The sequence below is a fragment of the Corynebacterium sp. KPL4072 genome (assembly GCF_037908395.1).
Taxonomy (GTDB): Bacteria; Actinomycetota; Actinomycetes; order Mycobacteriales; family Mycobacteriaceae; genus Corynebacterium; species Corynebacterium kefirresidentii.
The window spans coordinates 237,302-253,943 of the sequence record NZ_JBBMGE010000003.1 but is presented as its reverse complement, the minus strand read 5'-3'; the positions used below and the strand labels follow the sequence as shown (position 1 = coordinate 253,943).

The 16,642-nt window shown below is 60.7% G+C and carries 14 protein-coding genes and 1 tRNA gene; 9 read left to right on the top strand and 6 right to left on the bottom strand.

From position 1 onward, the window contains the following. Positions 1 to 99: 99 nt before the first annotated feature. A complete protein-coding gene (locus WMP97_RS05005; RefSeq protein ID WP_340439935.1) occupies positions 100 to 1,011 on the bottom strand; it encodes a hypothetical protein in 912 nt (303 codons plus the stop codon). 198 nt (positions 1,012 to 1,209) lie between these two features. Here WMP97_RS05005 and WMP97_RS05000 point away from each other — a divergent pair, with 198 nt between their 5' ends. The 6 genes from WMP97_RS05000 to WMP97_RS04975 all read left to right on the top strand — a co-directional run bounded on the left by WMP97_RS05000 (position 1,210) and on the right by WMP97_RS04975 (position 8,549). Further along, the gene (locus WMP97_RS05000; RefSeq protein WP_340439934.1) at positions 1,210 to 3,612 is read left to right on the top strand and encodes an excinuclease ABC subunit UvrA; all 2,403 of its coding nucleotides are present in this window, start codon (positions 1,210 to 1,212) and stop codon (positions 3,610 to 3,612) included. Positions 3,613 to 3,690: 78 nt separating this feature from the next. Beyond that, positions 3,691 to 4,437, top strand: coding sequence for a hypothetical protein (locus WMP97_RS04995; RefSeq protein ID WP_340439933.1), 747 nt, complete (start codon positions 3,691 to 3,693; stop codon positions 4,435 to 4,437). A gap of 57 nt (positions 4,438 to 4,494) precedes the next feature. Further along, on the top strand, positions 4,495 to 6,117 hold the full coding sequence (gene menD, locus WMP97_RS04990) for a 2-succinyl-5-enolpyruvyl-6-hydroxy-3-cyclohexene-1-carboxylic-acid synthase (protein ID WP_340439932.1): 1,623 nt from the start codon (positions 4,495 to 4,497) through the stop codon (positions 6,115 to 6,117). 33 nt (positions 6,118 to 6,150) lie between these two features. Then, entirely contained in the window at positions 6,151 to 6,588 is a 438-nt protein-coding gene (locus WMP97_RS04985) for a DUF3592 domain-containing protein (RefSeq protein ID WP_340439944.1), read from the top strand. A 60-nt stretch (positions 6,589 to 6,648) separates the two neighbouring features. Then, positions 6,649 to 7,848 (top strand): glycosyltransferase family 4 protein, encoded by a 1,200-nt coding sequence (locus WMP97_RS04980; protein ID WP_239208776.1) that lies wholly within the window; start codon positions 6,649 to 6,651, stop codon positions 7,846 to 7,848. Positions 7,849 to 7,859: 11 nt separating this feature from the next. Then, on the top strand, positions 7,860 to 8,549 hold the full coding sequence (locus tag WMP97_RS04975; protein ID WP_023020512.1) for a demethylmenaquinone methyltransferase: 690 nt from the start codon (positions 7,860 to 7,862) through the stop codon (positions 8,547 to 8,549). Between the two features lie 44 nt (positions 8,550 to 8,593). Here WMP97_RS04975 and WMP97_RS04970 read toward each other — a convergent pair whose 3' ends face one another. Next, complete coding sequence (locus tag WMP97_RS04970; RefSeq protein ID WP_340439931.1) at positions 8,594 to 9,859, bottom strand: geranylgeranyl reductase family protein; 1,266 nt, start codon at positions 9,857 to 9,859, stop codon at positions 8,594 to 8,596. 98 nt (positions 9,860 to 9,957) lie between these two features. On the opposite strand from WMP97_RS04970, the gene WMP97_RS04965 reads away from it, so the two are divergent. The 3 genes from WMP97_RS04965 (at position 9,958) to WMP97_RS04955 (ending at position 12,228) form a co-directional block, all read left to right on the top strand. Beyond that, positions 9,958 to 10,962: a polyprenyl synthetase family protein gene (locus WMP97_RS04965; protein ID WP_340439930.1), complete on the top strand. Its 1,005-nt coding sequence runs from the start codon at positions 9,958 to 9,960 to the stop codon at positions 10,960 to 10,962. Positions 10,963 to 11,068: 106 nt separating this feature from the next. Next, positions 11,069 to 11,150: transfer RNA gene (locus tag WMP97_RS04960), tRNA-Tyr, on the top strand. A gap of 493 nt (positions 11,151 to 11,643) precedes the next feature. Beyond that, positions 11,644 to 12,228, top strand: coding sequence for a DUF2335 domain-containing protein (locus WMP97_RS04955; RefSeq protein WP_340439929.1), 585 nt, complete (start codon positions 11,644 to 11,646; stop codon positions 12,226 to 12,228). Here WMP97_RS04955 and WMP97_RS04950 read toward each other — a convergent pair. The 4 genes from WMP97_RS04950 to deoD are packed head-to-tail and all read right to left on the bottom strand — an operon-like array spanning position 12,225 to position 16,572. Further along, positions 12,225 to 13,802 (bottom strand): phospho-sugar mutase, encoded by a 1,578-nt coding sequence (locus tag WMP97_RS04950; RefSeq protein WP_239204695.1) that lies wholly within the window; start codon positions 13,800 to 13,802, stop codon positions 12,225 to 12,227. The two genes, WMP97_RS04955 and WMP97_RS04950, sit on opposite strands and share 4 nt — an antisense overlap. Positions 13,803 to 13,805: 3 nt before the next feature. Continuing rightward, positions 13,806 to 14,453: a deoxyribose-phosphate aldolase gene (deoC, locus tag WMP97_RS04945; RefSeq protein WP_340439928.1), complete on the bottom strand. Its 648-nt coding sequence runs from the start codon at positions 14,451 to 14,453 to the stop codon at positions 13,806 to 13,808. A gap of 10 nt (positions 14,454 to 14,463) precedes the next feature. Beyond that, positions 14,464 to 15,831, bottom strand: coding sequence for an MFS transporter (locus tag WMP97_RS04940; RefSeq protein WP_340439927.1), 1,368 nt, complete (start codon positions 15,829 to 15,831; stop codon positions 14,464 to 14,466). A gap of 15 nt (positions 15,832 to 15,846) precedes the next feature. Next, entirely contained in the window at positions 15,847 to 16,572 is a 726-nt protein-coding gene (gene deoD, locus WMP97_RS04935) for a purine-nucleoside phosphorylase (protein WP_340439926.1), read from the bottom strand. Positions 16,573 to 16,642: the final 70 nt, after the last annotated feature.

Here is a 16,642-nt window from a genome sequence, read left to right as displayed (position 1 = left end):
GACCCAGACCGCCTGACCGCCCTCGCCGCCCCCGCCGACCGCCGCGATTGGTGGTTCGACCGCCTCCGTGCCTGCTGGCCGCACCTGTCTGACTAGGCTCTAGAGCAAGCTTTGGTGGAACCGCCACGCCGGAGTCACCAGCGCCCGCCGCACCTTTTGCGGACTGCTCTTTAGCCCGCGCACGCTGCGGCGATGCGCCACCGTTTCTTGCACCGTCTCCACCACCAGCTTGAGGTGGTAGTCGGTGCATTCATCCGTAAATTTCAACGGCGCCCACCCATGCTGCACCGCATGATTGGTCTTCCACGTCCCGATGAGAAATTCCCGGTGATTATCTTCCGGCGCGTGATAATAAAGCGAGTCCAAATCCACCACCGTCGTTCCCGCTTCGAAGCCTAAATCCCAGGTATACGGTCCTAAACGGAAATTCGGCACCGGCTTGAGCCCCACCCGCCGCATCTCGTGATACATTCGCTGCTCCCATTTCGACGCCGTCCCCACCGGCGCCCGCTCCGCCAACTCGCGCACCGCGTCCCTTTTCTTGCTGATCACCTGCTCTATATCGGCCGCGAACCTCCCCCTTCCGTTGAGCCCGCGATACGCCTGCGCCAGTGCATCCTTCAGCAGCCACTCGCTGCAGCGCTCAAAGCTTAGGGCATCTGCTACCGCCTGCGCCGGCAACGCCATCTTGACACCCTTTATCCGATTTGCCGGCACTGGTCGCGACCTCACCATATGCACCAGATCATCCGCCCGCATCCGGCTATTATTATCCACCCGGATCACCGCCGGCAGGCGTACTTCGCATAAGCCATAGGCCGCGAGAGCCGCTGTCCCTGAAAACACCGCGTCCGGATAAAGCTGTGCCACCGCGTTGAGCTTATCTTTCGCCTCTGCCTCCGCCGGGACGTAACAATTGCGCCTAAGCCGGAGGAGTCTGCCCTCTGCCACCTCCTTTTCAATTCGATATTGAGTCATTCCTTTTTCGAACAGGTCTTTTCGTGTGTACATAGCCTTTTAGACTGCTGCGCTGAGGATTCGGTTCCGCGGAACTGCTGGGATCACGACTTTCGTCCATACAAACCGCTTAAACCGTCGACGAAATCCCTGGTTTAGATGGACGAAAATCGCGATCGGTGCGCGATCAGCGGCGGAAAGCCAAGATAGAGGTCGCTGCCCAGCCCGCCACCTGTGCGTACGCTAGGGGACATGTCTACTATCAAGGTCCGCGATGCCCACCTGCACAACCTGCGCAACGTCGACGTCGATGTGCCCCGTGGCAAACTCGTCGCTGTCACTGGGGTGTCCGGCTCTGGCAAGTCTTCGCTTGCTTTCGGCACGATTCACGGCGAAGGTCAGCGTCGTTATCTCGAATCAGTAGCGCCCTTCGCCCGCCGCCTCATTAGCTCGGCCGTCGATCCGCAGGTCAGCCAGGTAGAGGGCCTACCGCCGACGGTCGCACTGCAGCAATCGACCTCCGGCGGCGGAGCGCGCTCCACGGTCGGCACAGTCTCCGCACTCTCCAATAGCGTGCGCCTGCTCTACTCGCGCGCCGGGGATAACCCGGAGGGCCTATACTCCGATTCCTTCTCGCCTAATACTCCGGAGGGAATGTGTCCGCAGTGCCACGGCACGGGCGTGGTGCATGAACCGACCGAGGACTCGATGGTCCCGGATCCCACCCTCTCTATTGAGGAGGGTGCTATCCAGGCGTGGCCTGGCGCTTGGGCCGGCAAGAACTTCCACGACATCCTCATGAACCTGGGCTATGACCTGGATTCGCCCTGGCAAGAGCTGCCCCAAAAGGACCGCGACTGGATTCTTTTTACCGAGGAGCGTCCAGTAGTCACGGTCAAGCCCCTGCGCAGCAAGGACCAGATTCAGCGCAACTATGAGGGCACGTGGCGTTCGGTGGCCAGCTACCTGAAGAAGACGCTGGCAGAGACCCAATCGGATACCCTGCGCAAGCGCACCCTGTCCTATATGGAATCGCGCGAGTGCGAAACCTGCGGAGGCCGCCGTCTCAACCCAGCCGCGCTGAAGGTGACTTATGCGGGCATGCCCATTGATGAGCTGGGCGCGCTGCCGCTCGATAGGGTCCACGCGGTGCTCAGCAAGCAGAATCCGGAGGAGAATTCGGCCGAGGACTTATTGCTCAAACAGATTCTTCCTGCCTTGACCTCGGCGCTCGAGCTCGGCCTGGCGCATCTAAGCCTGGATCGGCCAACGCAGAGCCTATCTGGCGGCGAGATGCAGCGTATCCGACTGGCGGCGCAGCTGCGCTCCGGTCTCTTTGGCGTGGCCTATGTGCTCGATGAGCCCTCGGCCGGCCTGCACCCAGATGAGCGCGATGCCGTGATGGACATGTGCCGCCGCTTCATCGCGGCCGGCAATTCTGTGCTCTTGGTAGAGCATGACATGGATTTGGTCGCGCAGGCGGACTGGCTCGTTGACGTCGGCCCGCTGGCCGGCGAGCGCGGCGGTAACGTCGTTTATTCGGGTCCAGTCGCGGACTACGACGCGGACACCCCCACCGCCCGTGCCTTGGCTAATCGCACGCTCGCGCTTGCCGACGACCCCCGTACCCCCTCTTCCCACCTCACCCTTCGCGGCATCAAAGCCCGCAGCATCGACAACCTCGATGTAGATTTTGGTCTCGGCCAATTCACGGCGGTCGCTGGAGTATCCGGTTCCGGTAAGTCCACTCTGGTCAGTACGGTACTTGCCGGCCTGCTGCGCCAATCCGCTACGGCCGTCTCCGATGAAGAAGAGACCGAGGAGAAGGGCTGGTCGATAGAGAGCACGGAAGGCTTTGACCGAGTCAAGCGCGTCGTGCAGATTACCCAAAAGCCCATCGGCCGCACCCCGCGCTCCACGCTGGCAACCTATACCGGTCTTTTCGATAACGTCCGCAAGCTCTTCGCCTCCACCGACGAGGCCAAGCAGCGCAAGTGGACGGTCTCGCGCTTTTCCTACAACGTGAAGCAAGGCCAGTGCCCCACCTGTGGCGGCGCGGGCAAAATCGAAGTGGAGCTGGTCTTTTTGCCAGGCTCGTATACCACCTGCCCAGAGTGCGGCGGCGCCCGCTTCAACGAGGAAACCCTCGAAGTAACCTGGCAGGGTCGCACCATCGCGGATATCTTGGAGCTCACCGTCGACGAAGCCGCAGAGGTATTCGCCGAAGAGGAAAAGATTTACCGCGCCATCGCCACACTGCAGGCCGTCGGCCTGGGCTACCTCCGCTTGGGTCAGGGTGCACCGGAGCTGTCCGGCGGAGAGGCCCAGCGCATCAAGCTCGCCACGGAACTGCAGCGCTCTCGCAATTCTCGCCGCGGCCACACGGTCTACCTGCTCGATGAGCCCACCACGGGCCTGCACCCAGCCGATATCGACCTGCTCAATACCGAGCTGCATAAGCTGGCGGATGCTGGACATACGGTGATCGTCGTCGAGCATGATCTTTCGGTCATGGCGAATGCGGACCGCATCATTGAGATGGGCCCGGGCGCTGGCGAAGATGGCGGCCGCATCATCGCGGATGCCACCCCGGCGCAGGTTGCCGCAGAGGATACCGCCACGGGCCGCGCCTTGAGTGCACGCCGAGCGCATTAAGCGGCGAGCCTTAGCTACCCGTTAGCTGTGGGAGACCTCTCTGGGATCTCACAGCAAAATGGGGTAGAGGTAGAGGGTATGACTACTAAAGGCCCTCATGGCGATAATAATGAAACCCGCAGCTGGTCTAGCCCGGCGGATGATGCCACGCGCCAGATTGGCCGCGTGCCCGATAATGCCGCAGGCCCCAGCCGCGACCAAGCGCGCCGCGAGCACCCCAAGCAGTACTTCCCAGGCGAGCAGCAGACGCAGAATGAGATTCGTCAATTTGATGCGGCCGCTGGCTATCAGCAGGGCTACGGTCAGCAGCAAAGCTACGGCCAGAACTATCAGCAGCCGGCCGGGCAGGCATATGGCCAGCAATACGCGCAGCAGCCCGAGTACGAACCGGTGCCGTCGAACTATGATCCGGACCAGTCGGAAAAGCGCAAGAAGAAGGGCGGCGGAGGCGGCGCTATGGTCGGCGTCTTTGCGGCTATTGCGGTGCTGGCAGTGCTTGCCGCGGCTGTGCTGTTTTTCCTGTGGCGCAATGCCGCGGACGAGGCAGATAAACCGGAGCCACAGCCAGTGACGGAGACGCTGACTACGGAAGTCCCCACCACCGTGACCCAGACCGATGAGCCGGATACGCAGGATGAAAATTCCAATAAGCTACCGAAGCTGCCGGATTTCCAAAAAGAGCTGCCCTCCGATATTCCGACCGAATTACCGCCAGAGGTGCAAGACCAGCTGGATAAAGGCGCCGATGTGGACGTAGAGGGCCTCCTCAATGACCTCCTGGGCGGCGGCGAGCAGCCGGCTGGCCAGCAGGGCACTCAGAACTAAGTGCCAAGCACCTGCCCGGTAAGGGAAATGGCGCGCGGGCAGGTAAAATCGGGCGGCATGAATGAATCGATGCAGTTGGCTGAGAAGGTAGCCACCCAACTGGCGCGCCACCTCACGGATGTCGTCTTGTGCCCTGGTTCGCGCAACGCGCCGCTGTCGTTGGCGCTTTTAGCACGTGATGATATCCGCGTTCACACCCGCCTCGATGAGCGCGGAGGCGCGTTTACCGCCCTAGGCATGGCGCGAGTGCAGCGCCGCCACGTGGGCGTGGTGATGACCTCGGGAACTGCCGTGGCCAATACCCTGCCGGCCGTGGTGGAGGCACATTATTCCCATACGCCGCTGGCCATCATTAGCGCCGACCGGCCAGAGCGTCTGGTAGGCACGGGTGCCTCCCAAACCATCGAACAACAGGGCATCTTCGGCGTATACGCGAAAACCACCCAGGTCACCAGCGCAGATGATCTGGAGGCGATGTCCCAGCGCTTCCGCACAGACCTGCAAGTACACATCAATGTGGCCTTTGATGCCCCGCTTGTCGACGCCGCCTTGCCCGCCCGTACCTCCGGCGACGGCGTGCGCGAGCCAGCACCGGCCTTTGTGGACCACGGCGAAGTAGCCGTGGACTTGAGCAAGAACACACTGGTCATTGCCGGTGATGAAGCCTGGGAGGTAGAAGGCTTAGAAGACGTGCCGACCATCGCAGAGCCAAGCGCGCCGGGCCCGTACCATCCGGTACATCCGGCGGCGGCGCATATCTTCCGCAAGGCGCAGGTCTCCGCGAATGATTATGTGATCAATACCAAGGTGGAACAGGTCATCGTCGTCGGGCACCCGACGCTGCACCGCAGCGTTTTGGCGCTGATGAATGATCCGGATATTGATCTGGTGGTGCTCTCGCGCACCAAGGACTTCACCAATCAGCGCGGCAACGATGCTCGGTTGGGCACCACTGTCAAGGTCACCGGCGAGCCGAGCCGCGAGTGGATGAAGATTTGCGAGGGTGCTACCGACATGGCGGGGCAAGCCGTGCGCGAGACTCTTGAGGACGAAGACCTGGGATTTACCGGGCTGCACGTGGCGGCCGCGGTGGGCGATACGCTCTCCGTCAACGACACCCTGGTCCTTGGCGCCTCGAACCCGGTGCGCGATGCCGCATTAGTGGGCCTGCCCTTCGACGGTGTCGATACGTACTCGCCGCGCGGGGCGGCCGGTATTGACGGAACCATCGCCCAGGCCATCGGCATTTCCTTGGCCACACAATCGCTGGATCCCACCAATTGGCGTGCCCCACGCGTTATGGCGCTGATGGGCGATGTCACCTTCTTGCATGATGCGAATAGCCTACTCATCCCGGAAGACCAACCGCGTCCGGAAAACCTCACCATCGTCGTAGCCAATGACAATGGTGGCGGCATCTTTGAGACCCTTGAGCAGGGGGCCGATGCGCTGCGCGCGTCATTCGAGCCGGCGTTTGGGACGCCGCATGGGGTGGACGTCGGCAAGCTGGCAGAAGCCTACGAGGCAGACTACCGAGAGGTCACTACCCCGCAGGAGCTGCTGGATACGCTGGCGGAACTTAAGGAATACTCCACCGGTATCACCATCGTGGAAGCAAAGACCACCCGTGCCACGCGCCGGGCGCTCACTGAGAAGTTGACCGCAAAGGTGGGCCAGTAAGTGGCTTCGCCGCAGCATAAACCGCACGCAGCCGTGGTGCCGCGCTATACGGCTGCGGTCTATCGTCGCCGCCTGCACCAGCTGACGCTGGCGTTGTATCTGGCCGCACTCGTGGGTGTGGTAGGCATGGTCATCGGACCGGCGCTAAATGATCACGCCATCGCCGCCCACCCCGCGCGTGCTCTGGCCACGGTCAAAGACGTGGGAATGCTGCGCACCACGGTGGATTTCCAAGACAGTGAGGGGATTTACCACACCCCGAAGCACGGGCTGCTTTATCCCAGCGGCCTGGGTGAGGGGCAGCAGGTGTGGGTGCAATACGCCCTCGATGACCCTGATCTGGTCAAGGTAGAAGGCCGTAAGTGGACGCTGGCTATCATCCCAGCGGCTTCGGTAGGGGTGGTGGCTACACTTATTGTGGCCGCTTTGTGGAAGCTGATTAGCTTCTTTACCCGCCGTGCGGAGAAATAATTAACCAAGATTTTCCACTAGCTTCACCATTAACTTAAGAAAATAGGTCATTATGGTGGCATGCGTGTTGCGATCGTGGCTGAATCCTTCCTTCCCAATGTCAATGGTGTGACCAACTCAGTGCTGCGCGTTTTGGAGCATCTGCACGAGACGGGGCAGGAGGCCATTGTTATCGCGCCGGGCGCCCGCGAAGGCCAAGAGGAAATTCCGGACTACCTCGGATTCCCCATCTACCGCGTGCCCACCGTGCGCGTGCCGCTGGTGGATTCGCTTCCGGTGGGAGTTCCTACAACGGCGGTGGATGAGGCGCTGCGTGATTTCAAGCCGGATATCATCCACCTAGCCAGCCCCTTCGTACTCGGCGCGGCAGGTGCCTTCTCCGCCCGTCAGCAACGCGTGCCGGCCGTGGCGCTGTACCAGACTGACGTCGCCGGATTCGCCACCAAATACCATGCTTCCGCGCTGGCCTATGGCGTCTGGGAGTGGCTGCGCACCATCCACAACTCCTGCCAGATGACCCTGGCACCGTCTTCTCTGACCATCCGGGATCTGGAAAAGCACCACATCAAAAACGTGCGCCATTGGGGACGCGGCGTGAATGCGGAGCTTTTCCACCCATCCAAGCGCTCTGCTGAGCTGCGCCGCAGCTGGGAGCCGAGCGGCACGAAGAATATCGTCGGCTTCGTTGGGCGTTTGGCTGCGGAAAAGGGGGTGCACCGGTTATCGGCGCTCAATGGACGCGAAGATATCCAGCTGGTCATCGTGGGCGATGGGCCGGAGCGGCCATTATTGGAAGCCCAGCTTCCTGGGGCCGTGTTTACTGGCGCTCTGTCTGGCGAAGAACTTGCCGCGGCCTATGCCTCTTTGGATGTTTTTGTCCACGCCGGTGAGTTTGAGACCTTCTGCCAGTCCATTCAGGAGGCGCAGGCCTCCGGCGTGCCTACCATTGGGCCGCGTGCCGGTGGTCCGGTAGACCTCATTGAGGAGGGCTATAACGGGCTTTTGTTGGACGTGAAGACCTTTGTGGAAGACCTCCCCAATGCGGTGGATGCGCTGCTCAACCCAGAGATCCATCAGGAGATGCGCGATAATGCCCGCGAGTCCATTTCTTCCAAGACGTGGAAGGCGCTGTGCGAGCAGCTCGTGGGCTATTACGAAGAGGTGCTGGAGGATACCCGCCGGGTGCCCCTGACCATTTTGGGGCAGCGCCCGGAGCTGCCGCGGTGGGCGGCTCGTGCCCTCGGCGCCCGCGTGGCCTAAACTGATCATTTGTGTCTAAGGCAGATCTGGATAAAAAGCCCTTCGATGTGGCGCGCATGTTTGACGCCGTGGGCGAGAAGTACGACCTCACTAATACCGTCTTGTCCTTCGGGCAGGACGCGCACTGGCGCAAGCGCACCCGCGAGCGACTAAACCTACAGCCGGGGGAGAAGGTCCTCGATCTTGCGGCCGGCACCGCCGTATCCACCGTGGAATTGTCCAAGTCCGGTGCGTGGTGCGTGGCGTGCGATTTCTCCCGCGGGATGTTGGCCGCTGGCCGTGAGCGTGACGTACCCAAGGTGGCCGGCGATGGCATGAAGCTACCGTTTGCGGATAATACTTTTGATGCGGTGACCATCTCTTATGGACTGCGCAATATCCACGACTTTGAGCTCGGGCTGCGTGAAATGGCGCGCGTGACCAAGCCGGGCGGGCGTCTAGCGGTGGCGGAATTTTCCACCCCGGTGGTGCCGATTTTTGGCACCGTGTACAAGGAATACTTAATGCGCCTGTTGCCGCCGGTGGCGCGCGTGGTTTCTTCTAATCCGGATGCCTATATCTACCTCGCGGAGTCCATTCGTGCATGGCCGGGGCAAGAGGAGCTCGCGGCGGCTATCAATCGCAATGGCTGGGCCGAGGCTGGTTGGCAAAACCTTACCTTTGGCATCGTGGCGCTGCACTCGGCGGTCAAGCCCGCCTAGGTGCGGGCCTGGGCCCGCGCCTAGAGACATGAGGGGGACGGGGACTAAGCCGCGGTGGAATCCCACAGGGGAGTATCGCGGCGGAGAGACGATACGGTGCGGCCAGCAGCGCGCCAGGTGCGCGCGATGAGGTCGCGGTCGTCGTCAGTGATGAGATTGCCCATAAGGCGTGCGGCGGCCGGCATGAGCATGCGGCCGATGGGCCCGCGCAGGGCCAGCGGACCGGCAATCGGGAGGAACTGCGGGTAGGTCAAAAGGCGCGCGGCCGTGCGGGCGAGGAGGAAGGATTCGCCGTAGTGTTCGCGCAGGACGGCTGGCCAGGCGAGGGTGAAATCCTTTGGGCCGAGTAGATCCACGGCAAGCGCGGCAGTCTCCAAGCCATAATCGATGCCTTCGCCGTTGAGGGGGTTGATGCAGGCGGCGGCATCGCCGATGAGCATCCAATTGGCACCGGCCACGTTGGATACCGCGCCGCCCATGGGCAGTAGAGCAGAGGTGACGTGTTCAATCTCTCCTAGTCCCCACTCGGGGCGCTGCTGGGCGGCGTAGAACTCGAGCAGCTTCTTGGTGTTGATCTTGGCGGGGCGCTGCGCGGTCGAGAGCGCGCCAAGGCCGATGTTGACCTGGCCGAGCTCAAGGCCGAGCGGGAAGATCCACCCGTAGCCCGGCTGCACCTCGCCGTCTTCGTCTTTAAGCTCCACGTGGGAGTGCATCCAGGGCTCATCGGCATGCGTGGAAGAAGCATAGGAGCGTGCGGCGATTCCATAGACTTCCTCGCGGTGCCAGGTGCGGCCAAGTTTCTTGCCAAAGGTAGAGCGCACGCCATCGGCCACAATGACCCACGTGGCGTGTACGGTGGCTTCGCCCACGCGGAAAGACGTCACGCGGTTTCCTTCGAGCATGGGATCGGTAGCGGGGGTGCCGGTGATAAGGGTGGCGCCGGCGTCTACGGCGGCGTCGACAAGCAGGGTATCAAAGCGATAGCGTGGCAGGGCCGTACCCACCTGGGAAGGGTAGGTCTTCGGCCACGGCGCGGTAATATCGCCGCCGTATCCGTGCAGCTTCAGGCCGCGATTGCGGTAGGAGGCGTTGACCTTAAGGCCCAGCTCGTCGAGCTGATGCATCGCGCGTGGGGTGAGCCCGTCACCGCAGGTTTTCTCGCGGGGAAACGTCGCGGAATCAATAAGGAGGGTGTCAAAGCCCGCGCGTGCGGCGTGAATCGCGGCGGCGGCTCCGGCAGGTCCAGCGCCAATGATGGCGACTTCGACATAGGTTTGGGAATCGATCTGCTCCGACATGAGGACTATCATTGCATGAGTTCGCCCCCTCGAGTGTGTTTAGGGGCGCGGATTGGACTACGGTAGGTAATCGATTATCTCTGGCTTTTAGTTGCAAGGAACACTATTTAATGACTCACGGTCAATCGCATGCCACGCACGTGGATCTTGGTGATCCGCAGCTCAACGAGCGCATTGGTGCGGGCATAGAAGCAGTAGAAGACAAGCTGCGCAGTGAAATCGACCGCGGCCAGGACTTCTTAAAGGATAAGGTCAGCCACCTGTCCAAGGCCGGTGGCAAGCGCTTTCGCCCTATGATGGCGCTATTGGCCTCCGAGTATGGTTCGCGTCCGGGCTGCGAAGAGGTTGTTAAGGCCGCCACCGTCGTGGAGATGGTGCACGTGGCCACTCTTTATCATGACGATGTCATGGATGAGGCAGACCGCCGTAGGGGCGTGGAATCCGCGAATTCGCGGTGGAATAATTCCGTGGCCATCCTCGCCGGCGATGCGCTCTTGGCGCATGCCTCCCGCCTGATGAGCGAGCTGGATACCCACACCGTAGGCCACTTTGCCGATACCTTTGAAGAGCTGGTTACCGGCCAGATGCGCGAGACCATCGGCGCGGGCGAGGCTAATGCCGTGGAGCACTATACGGCGGTTATCCGCGAAAAGACCGCCGTGCTCATTGCCTCTGCGGGCTACTTGGGCGCCTATCACTCCGGTGCCTCGGCCGAGCATGCCGCAGCCCTGCACCGCATTGGTGGTGCCATCGGCATGATCTTCCAGATTGTGGACGATGTCATCGACATCTTCTCCGACCCTAAGGAATCCGGCAAGACCCCGGGCACGGACCTGCGTGAGGGCGTATTTACCTTGCCGGTTCTCTATGCCTTGGAAGAAGAGGGTGAGGTGGGCGATAAGCTGCGTGAGCTGCTCACTGGGCCGCTGCATTCCGACGCCGAGGTGGAGCGTGCCATTGAGCTCCTGCACCAATCTGGCGGTCGACAGAAGGCGCTGGAGGACATCACTGCCTACTTGCGCGTGGTAGAGGAGCAGCTCGCCGTGCTGCCGGAGAATTCGGCCAGCCAGGCCCTGCGCCAATTGGCGGATTACACTGTGCGCCGCGTGGGCTAGCTGCTTGGCGACGCCCTCCTCTATCGTCTTTTTCCCTTATGTGCTGGCGATTTGTAGGTAGGTGGGTGGTTCGTAGTAAAGTACTTACTCGCACCACACAGTGCATGCCAGGTTGCCCGAGCGGCCAAAGGGAGCGGACTGTAAATCCGCCGGCATTGCCTTCAGAAGTTCGAATCTTCTACCTGGCACAGAATGAACCCCGCAAGCAGATGCTTGCGGGGTTTCGTCGTACCTGCAGTCGTGAGACGGGTGCTACCGGCAGGACTCCTGTCTGCGGGAGCTTTGAGCCCTGTGGAACACCGCATAGGCACCAACGAGGAATACAGCTAGGAATATCCCAGCGATCGTGAAGTAGAAAAATCCATTTCCTAACCTACGAGAAATATCCGGCAATGAGGTGGAATCCGATCCCGCCAGGGCCTTGGCAATGTATGCCGCATTCAAACCGCCAATGAAATAACCGAGGCAGAGCAATGATGAAATACCAACTGCAATCTTTAGCAAAACTGTTAAGGATGAATGGCGGGGTTCTGTAATCTTTAACTCCTCTCATTTTGGCCTTCAGGACCAGCAAACTACACCTTCCTAAGGTGCTGTGTACAAATAGGCGTGCTCGGTAGCCATACCATCAGTCACAGAAAGTCACTGTAGAGATGAAGGTATGAGGTTTAGCGATAGGATATGGGATATGAAGAAGATCCGAACGATGCTGGACGGGGTAAACGAGATTCACCTATTTCAAAGCCAGCGAGTAGCGCAGGCAGCGCAGCAAGCGCATCTGCGCAATCGGACTCGCAGTTATCGGGCGCACCAGAAAATAAACGCAGCGATTTCCCACCAGTTGGAGGAGCGCTCCCTGGCGTAAATAGACTTTCTAACCTTGACGACCAAATTACTGTGTGGGCGCATCAGGGGCCAACTCCGCATCCACAGATAATCAAACAGCACAATGACATTCAGCCGGGTGCAGGCGATCGGATTATGGAGGACGCTCATGCAGATATTGTCCTCGATAGGAAAGTTACAGCAGAATCTTTTGAGTACGCGATATTTGAATCAAAAGTACGGCTCTTTACGGCCGTAGGTGTCATTTTCGGCGCGCTCATCCTTATACCGGCGATACTCGTTCTTTTTGACCCACCGGAATCGATAGTTGGTACTGCGGCGGTGGGCCTGGCGGCAGCAAGCCCACTAGTCCGCACCCTCATTGGCCCTAAGCAATCTCAGAAGGACCAGTTAGAGAGCGCGGAGCGGGGAGGGGTTTAAATCTCGAAGTAGGCGCGCAGGTCGGCCGCAATAGCATCGAGGCGGTCGGCGTCGGGGGATTCGATGTAGCACTTCAGCTTCGGCTCGGTACCGGAGGGGCGCACGATGACGCGGTCATCGTTGTTGGTGAAGAACTTGGAGCCTTGGGCGAATTTCTCTACCTTCGCCACTGGGGAGCCGGCCAGCTCCGTGGGTGGGGTAGAGGCGACCTTGTCCATCGCTTGGGCGATGATGCTGAGGTCATCTACGCGGAAGGTCAGCGGTTGGGTATACAGGGCCCCAACGGCGGCATAGATGCCCTCCAATCGCTCCAGCAGGGTGGTTCCTGCGGACTTGCACTCGGCTGCGAGGCTGGCGAGCACTACGGAGGTTGCGATGCCATCCTTGTCACGGACAGCGGTGGGATCGGGGCAGAATCCAATGGCCTCCTCATAGCCAAAGGCGAGATCCGGGGTTCGTGCGATCCACTTGAAGCCGGTCAGCGTCTCTTCGTGGCCGAGGCCGTAGTGCGCGGCGATGCGCCCGAGCAGGCGGGAGGAGACGAGGGAATTGGCAAAATTGCCGGTCGCCCCGCGGCGGGCCAGATAGTCGCCCAAAAGGGCACCGGTTTCATCGCCGGTGAGCTGGCGCCAGGAGCCAGAAGCAGTAGGTACGGCGGCGGCGCAGCGGTCGGCGTCGGGGTCATAAGCGATAAGGATATCGGCGCCGATCTCCTCAGCGTGGCGGATACCCAGATCAAGGGCGCCGGGCTCTTCCGGGTTGGGGAAGGAGACGGTGGGGAAATCCGGATCCGGTTGGGCCTGCTCAGGAACTAGCGAGACGCGGAAGCCACAGCGGGTGAGAAGTTCTTTGCCCAAGGCAGCACCAACGCCGTGCATGGCCGTGAGCGCGATGGTGACATCGGAGCTTTCGCCTACGAGTTGTGCCGCGCGGTCGAGGTAGTCGGCGCGGGTATCGACGTTCTCGACATTCGCCGCAGAAAGCGGGATTTCATCGGCATGAGGTGCCGCGGCGATGGCTTCCGCGATTTCGGCATCGGCGGGCGAGATAAGTTGCACGCCTTCCGCAGGGCCGGTGGCGATGCGGCCGCCCAAGTACACCTTGTAGCCATTATCGGCCGGCGGATTATGCGAGGCGGTAACCATGATGCCAGCATCTGCCTTGAGCTTGTGTACCGTGAAAGCGGTCAGCGGGGTGGGGTTTTGTGCGGGCAAAACCAGGGCCCGGCCGCCAGCTGCGGAGATGACCTGCGCCGCATCGCGTTGGAACTGCGCGGAGCCGTGGCGGGCATCGCAACCAATGGCCACGACTGGGGTATCGACCTGCTGCTTGAGCCATGTGATGAGCCCGTAGGTGGTGCGGATGACCACGGCGCGGTTCATGCGGGACTCACCCGGGCCCACGGCGGCGCGCAGGCCCGCGGTGCCAAAGGCCAGGAGGCCGGCGAAGGCGGAGGCGAGCTCGGCGGTATTGCCCTCCTCAATCCAGGTCTTTACCTGGCGGGCGGTATCCGGATCAGGGTCGTGCTCGGCCCACGTACGGGCGTAGTCATAATCTACGGCGGCGTTCGACATGGACTAGAGCTCCTCGAGGATCTTGGCGGAGGAGGACAGGCCCAAGCGGGTCGCGCCAGCCTCAATCATGGCTAGGGCATCCTTCGCGGTACGGATGCCGCCAGAGGCCTTCACGCCTAACCTATCGCCTACGGTCTCGCGCATGAGCTTTACGGCATGCACGGAGGCCCCGCCGGCCGGGTGGAAGCCAGTGGAGGTTTTAACAAAGTCCGCCTGGGCGGCTGCGGCGGCCTTGCAGGCGAGGACAATGGCGTCGTCGGAAAGCGCGGCGGATTCAATGATGACCTTGAGAACCTTGCCCGGGATGGCATCGCGCACGGCCTGGATTTCGGCCTGCAGATCCTCGGCGCGGCCCTCAATGGCTAGCGGGATATTGATGACCATGTCCACTTCTTCGGCGCTATCGGCAACCGCGCGGGCTGCCTCAGCGGCCTTGATCTCCGGCTTTACGGCACCGGAGGGAAAGCCGACGACGGTGGCAATGTGCAGGGAGTCAGGAACCTCGATGGGCAGGGCGGAGGGGGAAACGCATACGGAGTAGGTGCCCAGCTCGGCTGCCTCATTTACCAGGGCGCGGAATTGTTCCGGGGTGGCCTCCGGCTTGAGCAGGGTGTGATCGATGATGGATGCAACGTCGGTGCGGGAAGTCATAATTTTCTCCTTAACGGGCTGGGCGGGATTCGGAACGGGCCATCTTGAGGTCAGAAACTACGTATAGGGCAATGCCAATAGCAGCCACGGTGGCCAGGATCCACAGCACGGTGTTATAGCTAGCGAGGTCCTGCAGCTTGGCGGTATAGGCAATGCCCAGCGGGATGGCGATATTGATGGTCAGGTTATAAAAACCAATGGCGATGCCGGACTTGACGGCGCTGATATTGCGCAGCGCGGTATTAACCAGCGGCGCGTACATCAGTGAAAAGCCGGAGGCGAAGGCCACGATGGCTGCGATGAGAATAGCGACGTGGAGGTGCACAAAAAGCGCGGCCATCACCAGTGCGCCGGCAACTAAGGCGAAGGCGGTGTAGATGGTGGCGCGGGAGGATAAAACGGTGCCGATCTTTCCGGAGAAGATGCCGATGAGGATGGCGCAGATATAGCCCGGGATCATCAACAGGGAGGCTTTATCGATATTCATGCCGTGCAGGTCATGCGCCGCAAAAGGCAGCAAGAAGATGAAGCCCATCTGGGTGGAATAGACGAAGAAGACCATGAGGATGGTCCACACGTAGCGGCCGTTGGTGAAAAACTCCGGGGTGACCACGGGATACTTGGCGTGGCCGATGTGGTAAACAAAGCCCACCACGCCGAGGACAGCCACGATGAGATATACCCAGTCGAACTCCTGCATGAATAAGGTCAGGCCAGTGGCAAAGACGGCGATGAAAAATAGGCCGAGCACATCGAGGTGTCCCTCCACGGCCTCATCTTCTGGCACCAGCTTGATGATTGGTGGGATGGTCAGAATGAGGATGAGCGGGATTAGGAACATCGCCGTCCACGAGACATAGGTGGAAATAAAGCCAGAGGTCAACGCGCCGATGAGCAGGCCGGCTTGGAAAGCGGCGGTGGAAAAGCCCAGGTAGGTCTTTTGATCGGCCTCGCTCAAGTGCTTGGTCACGTAAATGACATAAAGCGTCTCCGCGGCGGCGAGGCCGGCGGTTTGAATGAGGCGACCGGCCAGCACCATGGGCCAGAAGCTAGAAAAGGCGAAGGCTAAAATCGATCCCACGGCAATGAGGACAACGCCGGTGAGCATGAGCTTGCGGATGGAAATGGAATCCGCCAGCGCGGCATAGACCACAGCACCGATGCCGATGATGACGCCGGCGAGGGAAGCCTGGAGGGAGGCGGTCTTAACGGAAAGGTCGAGCGCCTGGGCAATCGGCATGGTCATCGTCTTAAAGCCGTTATCAATAACCAGAGAAAAGACAAAGACGAAGAGCAGGATGGGGACGGCAACTTTGGGGTTTAGCGCGGGACCTGGCCGCTTGTCCTGCGGGGAAGCAGAGGTAGTAGAAGAAGTCACGGGGAAGGCGTCCTTTTAGTCGAGCGCGTTAAGCGGCAGCGCGAGTTCAATCATGGTGTGGAAGGCGGTTTGGCGTTCTTCGGCAGAAAGCTTGGTACCGTGCACGAGGTTGTCGGATACGGTGAAAAGCCCCAGTGCGTCGACGCCGGCTTCGGCCGCGGTGGCATAAAGCGCTGCGGATTCCATCTCTACGCCGAGCACGCCCATGTGCGCCCAGCGTTCGTTGACGGACTGGTCAAAGTTATAAAAGATGTCCGAGCTCAAGATATTGCCCACGTGAATGTGTGCCTGCTGCTTCTCGGATTCATCCACCAAAGCCTTGAGGAGCTTCCACGAGGCGGTCGGAGCGTAGCTGCCCGGCAGGTTGTACTGGCTCAAGAAATTGGAATCGGTGGAGGCGGAGGAGGCGACGATGACATCGTGCAGCTCGATGTCTTCTTGCATAGCGCCGATGGAACCGACGCGGATGAGCTTCTTTACGCCGTAGTTGTGGATGAGCTCCCAGGAGTAGATGCCGATGGAGGGAATACCCATGCCGGTGCCCATGACCGAAACGGGGTTGCCTTTATAGGTGCCGGTAAACCCCAGCATATTGCGCACGCCGTTGAACTGGACGGTGTCTGACAGGAAGTTTTCGGCGATGAATTGTGCGCGTAGTGGGTCGCCGGGCAGCAAGATGGTTTCTGCAATGGGCGCGCCCTGCGGGTTGATGTGTGGGGTGGCAATATCGGTAGCGGACATAGCTTCGCTCCTCGGTGTGGGGGGGATTTTACACACTTAGCTTAACCCCGCAGGAACCCATGTCAATGAC

What these genes read in the sequence shown, in the direction of transcription:
- WMP97_RS05005 (WP_340439935.1), bottom strand. Translation starts at nt 1,011, where the DNA reads ATGTACACACGAAAAGACCTGTTCGAAAAAGGAATGACTCAATATCGA.
- WMP97_RS05000 (WP_340439934.1), top strand. Translation starts at nt 1,210, where the DNA reads ATGTCTACTATCAAGGTCCGCGATGCCCACCTGCACAACCTGCGCAAC.
- WMP97_RS04995 (WP_340439933.1), top strand. Translation starts at nt 3,691, where the DNA reads ATGACTACTAAAGGCCCTCATGGCGATAATAATGAAACCCGCAGCTGG.
- menD (WP_340439932.1), top strand. Translation starts at nt 4,495, where the DNA reads ATGAATGAATCGATGCAGTTGGCTGAGAAGGTAGCCACCCAACTGGCG.
- WMP97_RS04980 (WP_239208776.1), top strand. Translation starts at nt 6,649, where the DNA reads ATGCGTGTTGCGATCGTGGCTGAATCCTTCCTTCCCAATGTCAATGGT.
- WMP97_RS04970 (WP_340439931.1), bottom strand. Translation starts at nt 9,859, where the DNA reads ATGATAGTCCTCATGTCGGAGCAGATCGATTCCCAAACCTATGTCGAA.
- WMP97_RS04965 (WP_340439930.1), top strand. Translation starts at nt 9,958, where the DNA reads ATGACTCACGGTCAATCGCATGCCACGCACGTGGATCTTGGTGATCCG.
- WMP97_RS04955 (WP_340439929.1), top strand. Translation starts at nt 11,644, where the DNA reads ATGGGATATGAAGAAGATCCGAACGATGCTGGACGGGGTAAACGAGAT.
- WMP97_RS04950 (WP_239204695.1), bottom strand. Translation starts at nt 13,802, where the DNA reads ATGTCGAACGCCGCCGTAGATTATGACTACGCCCGTACGTGGGCCGAG.
- deoC (WP_340439928.1), bottom strand. Translation starts at nt 14,453, where the DNA reads ATGACTTCCCGCACCGACGTTGCATCCATCATCGATCACACCCTGCTC.
- deoD (WP_340439926.1), bottom strand. Translation starts at nt 16,572, where the DNA reads ATGTCCGCTACCGATATTGCCACCCCACACATCAACCCGCAGGGCGCG.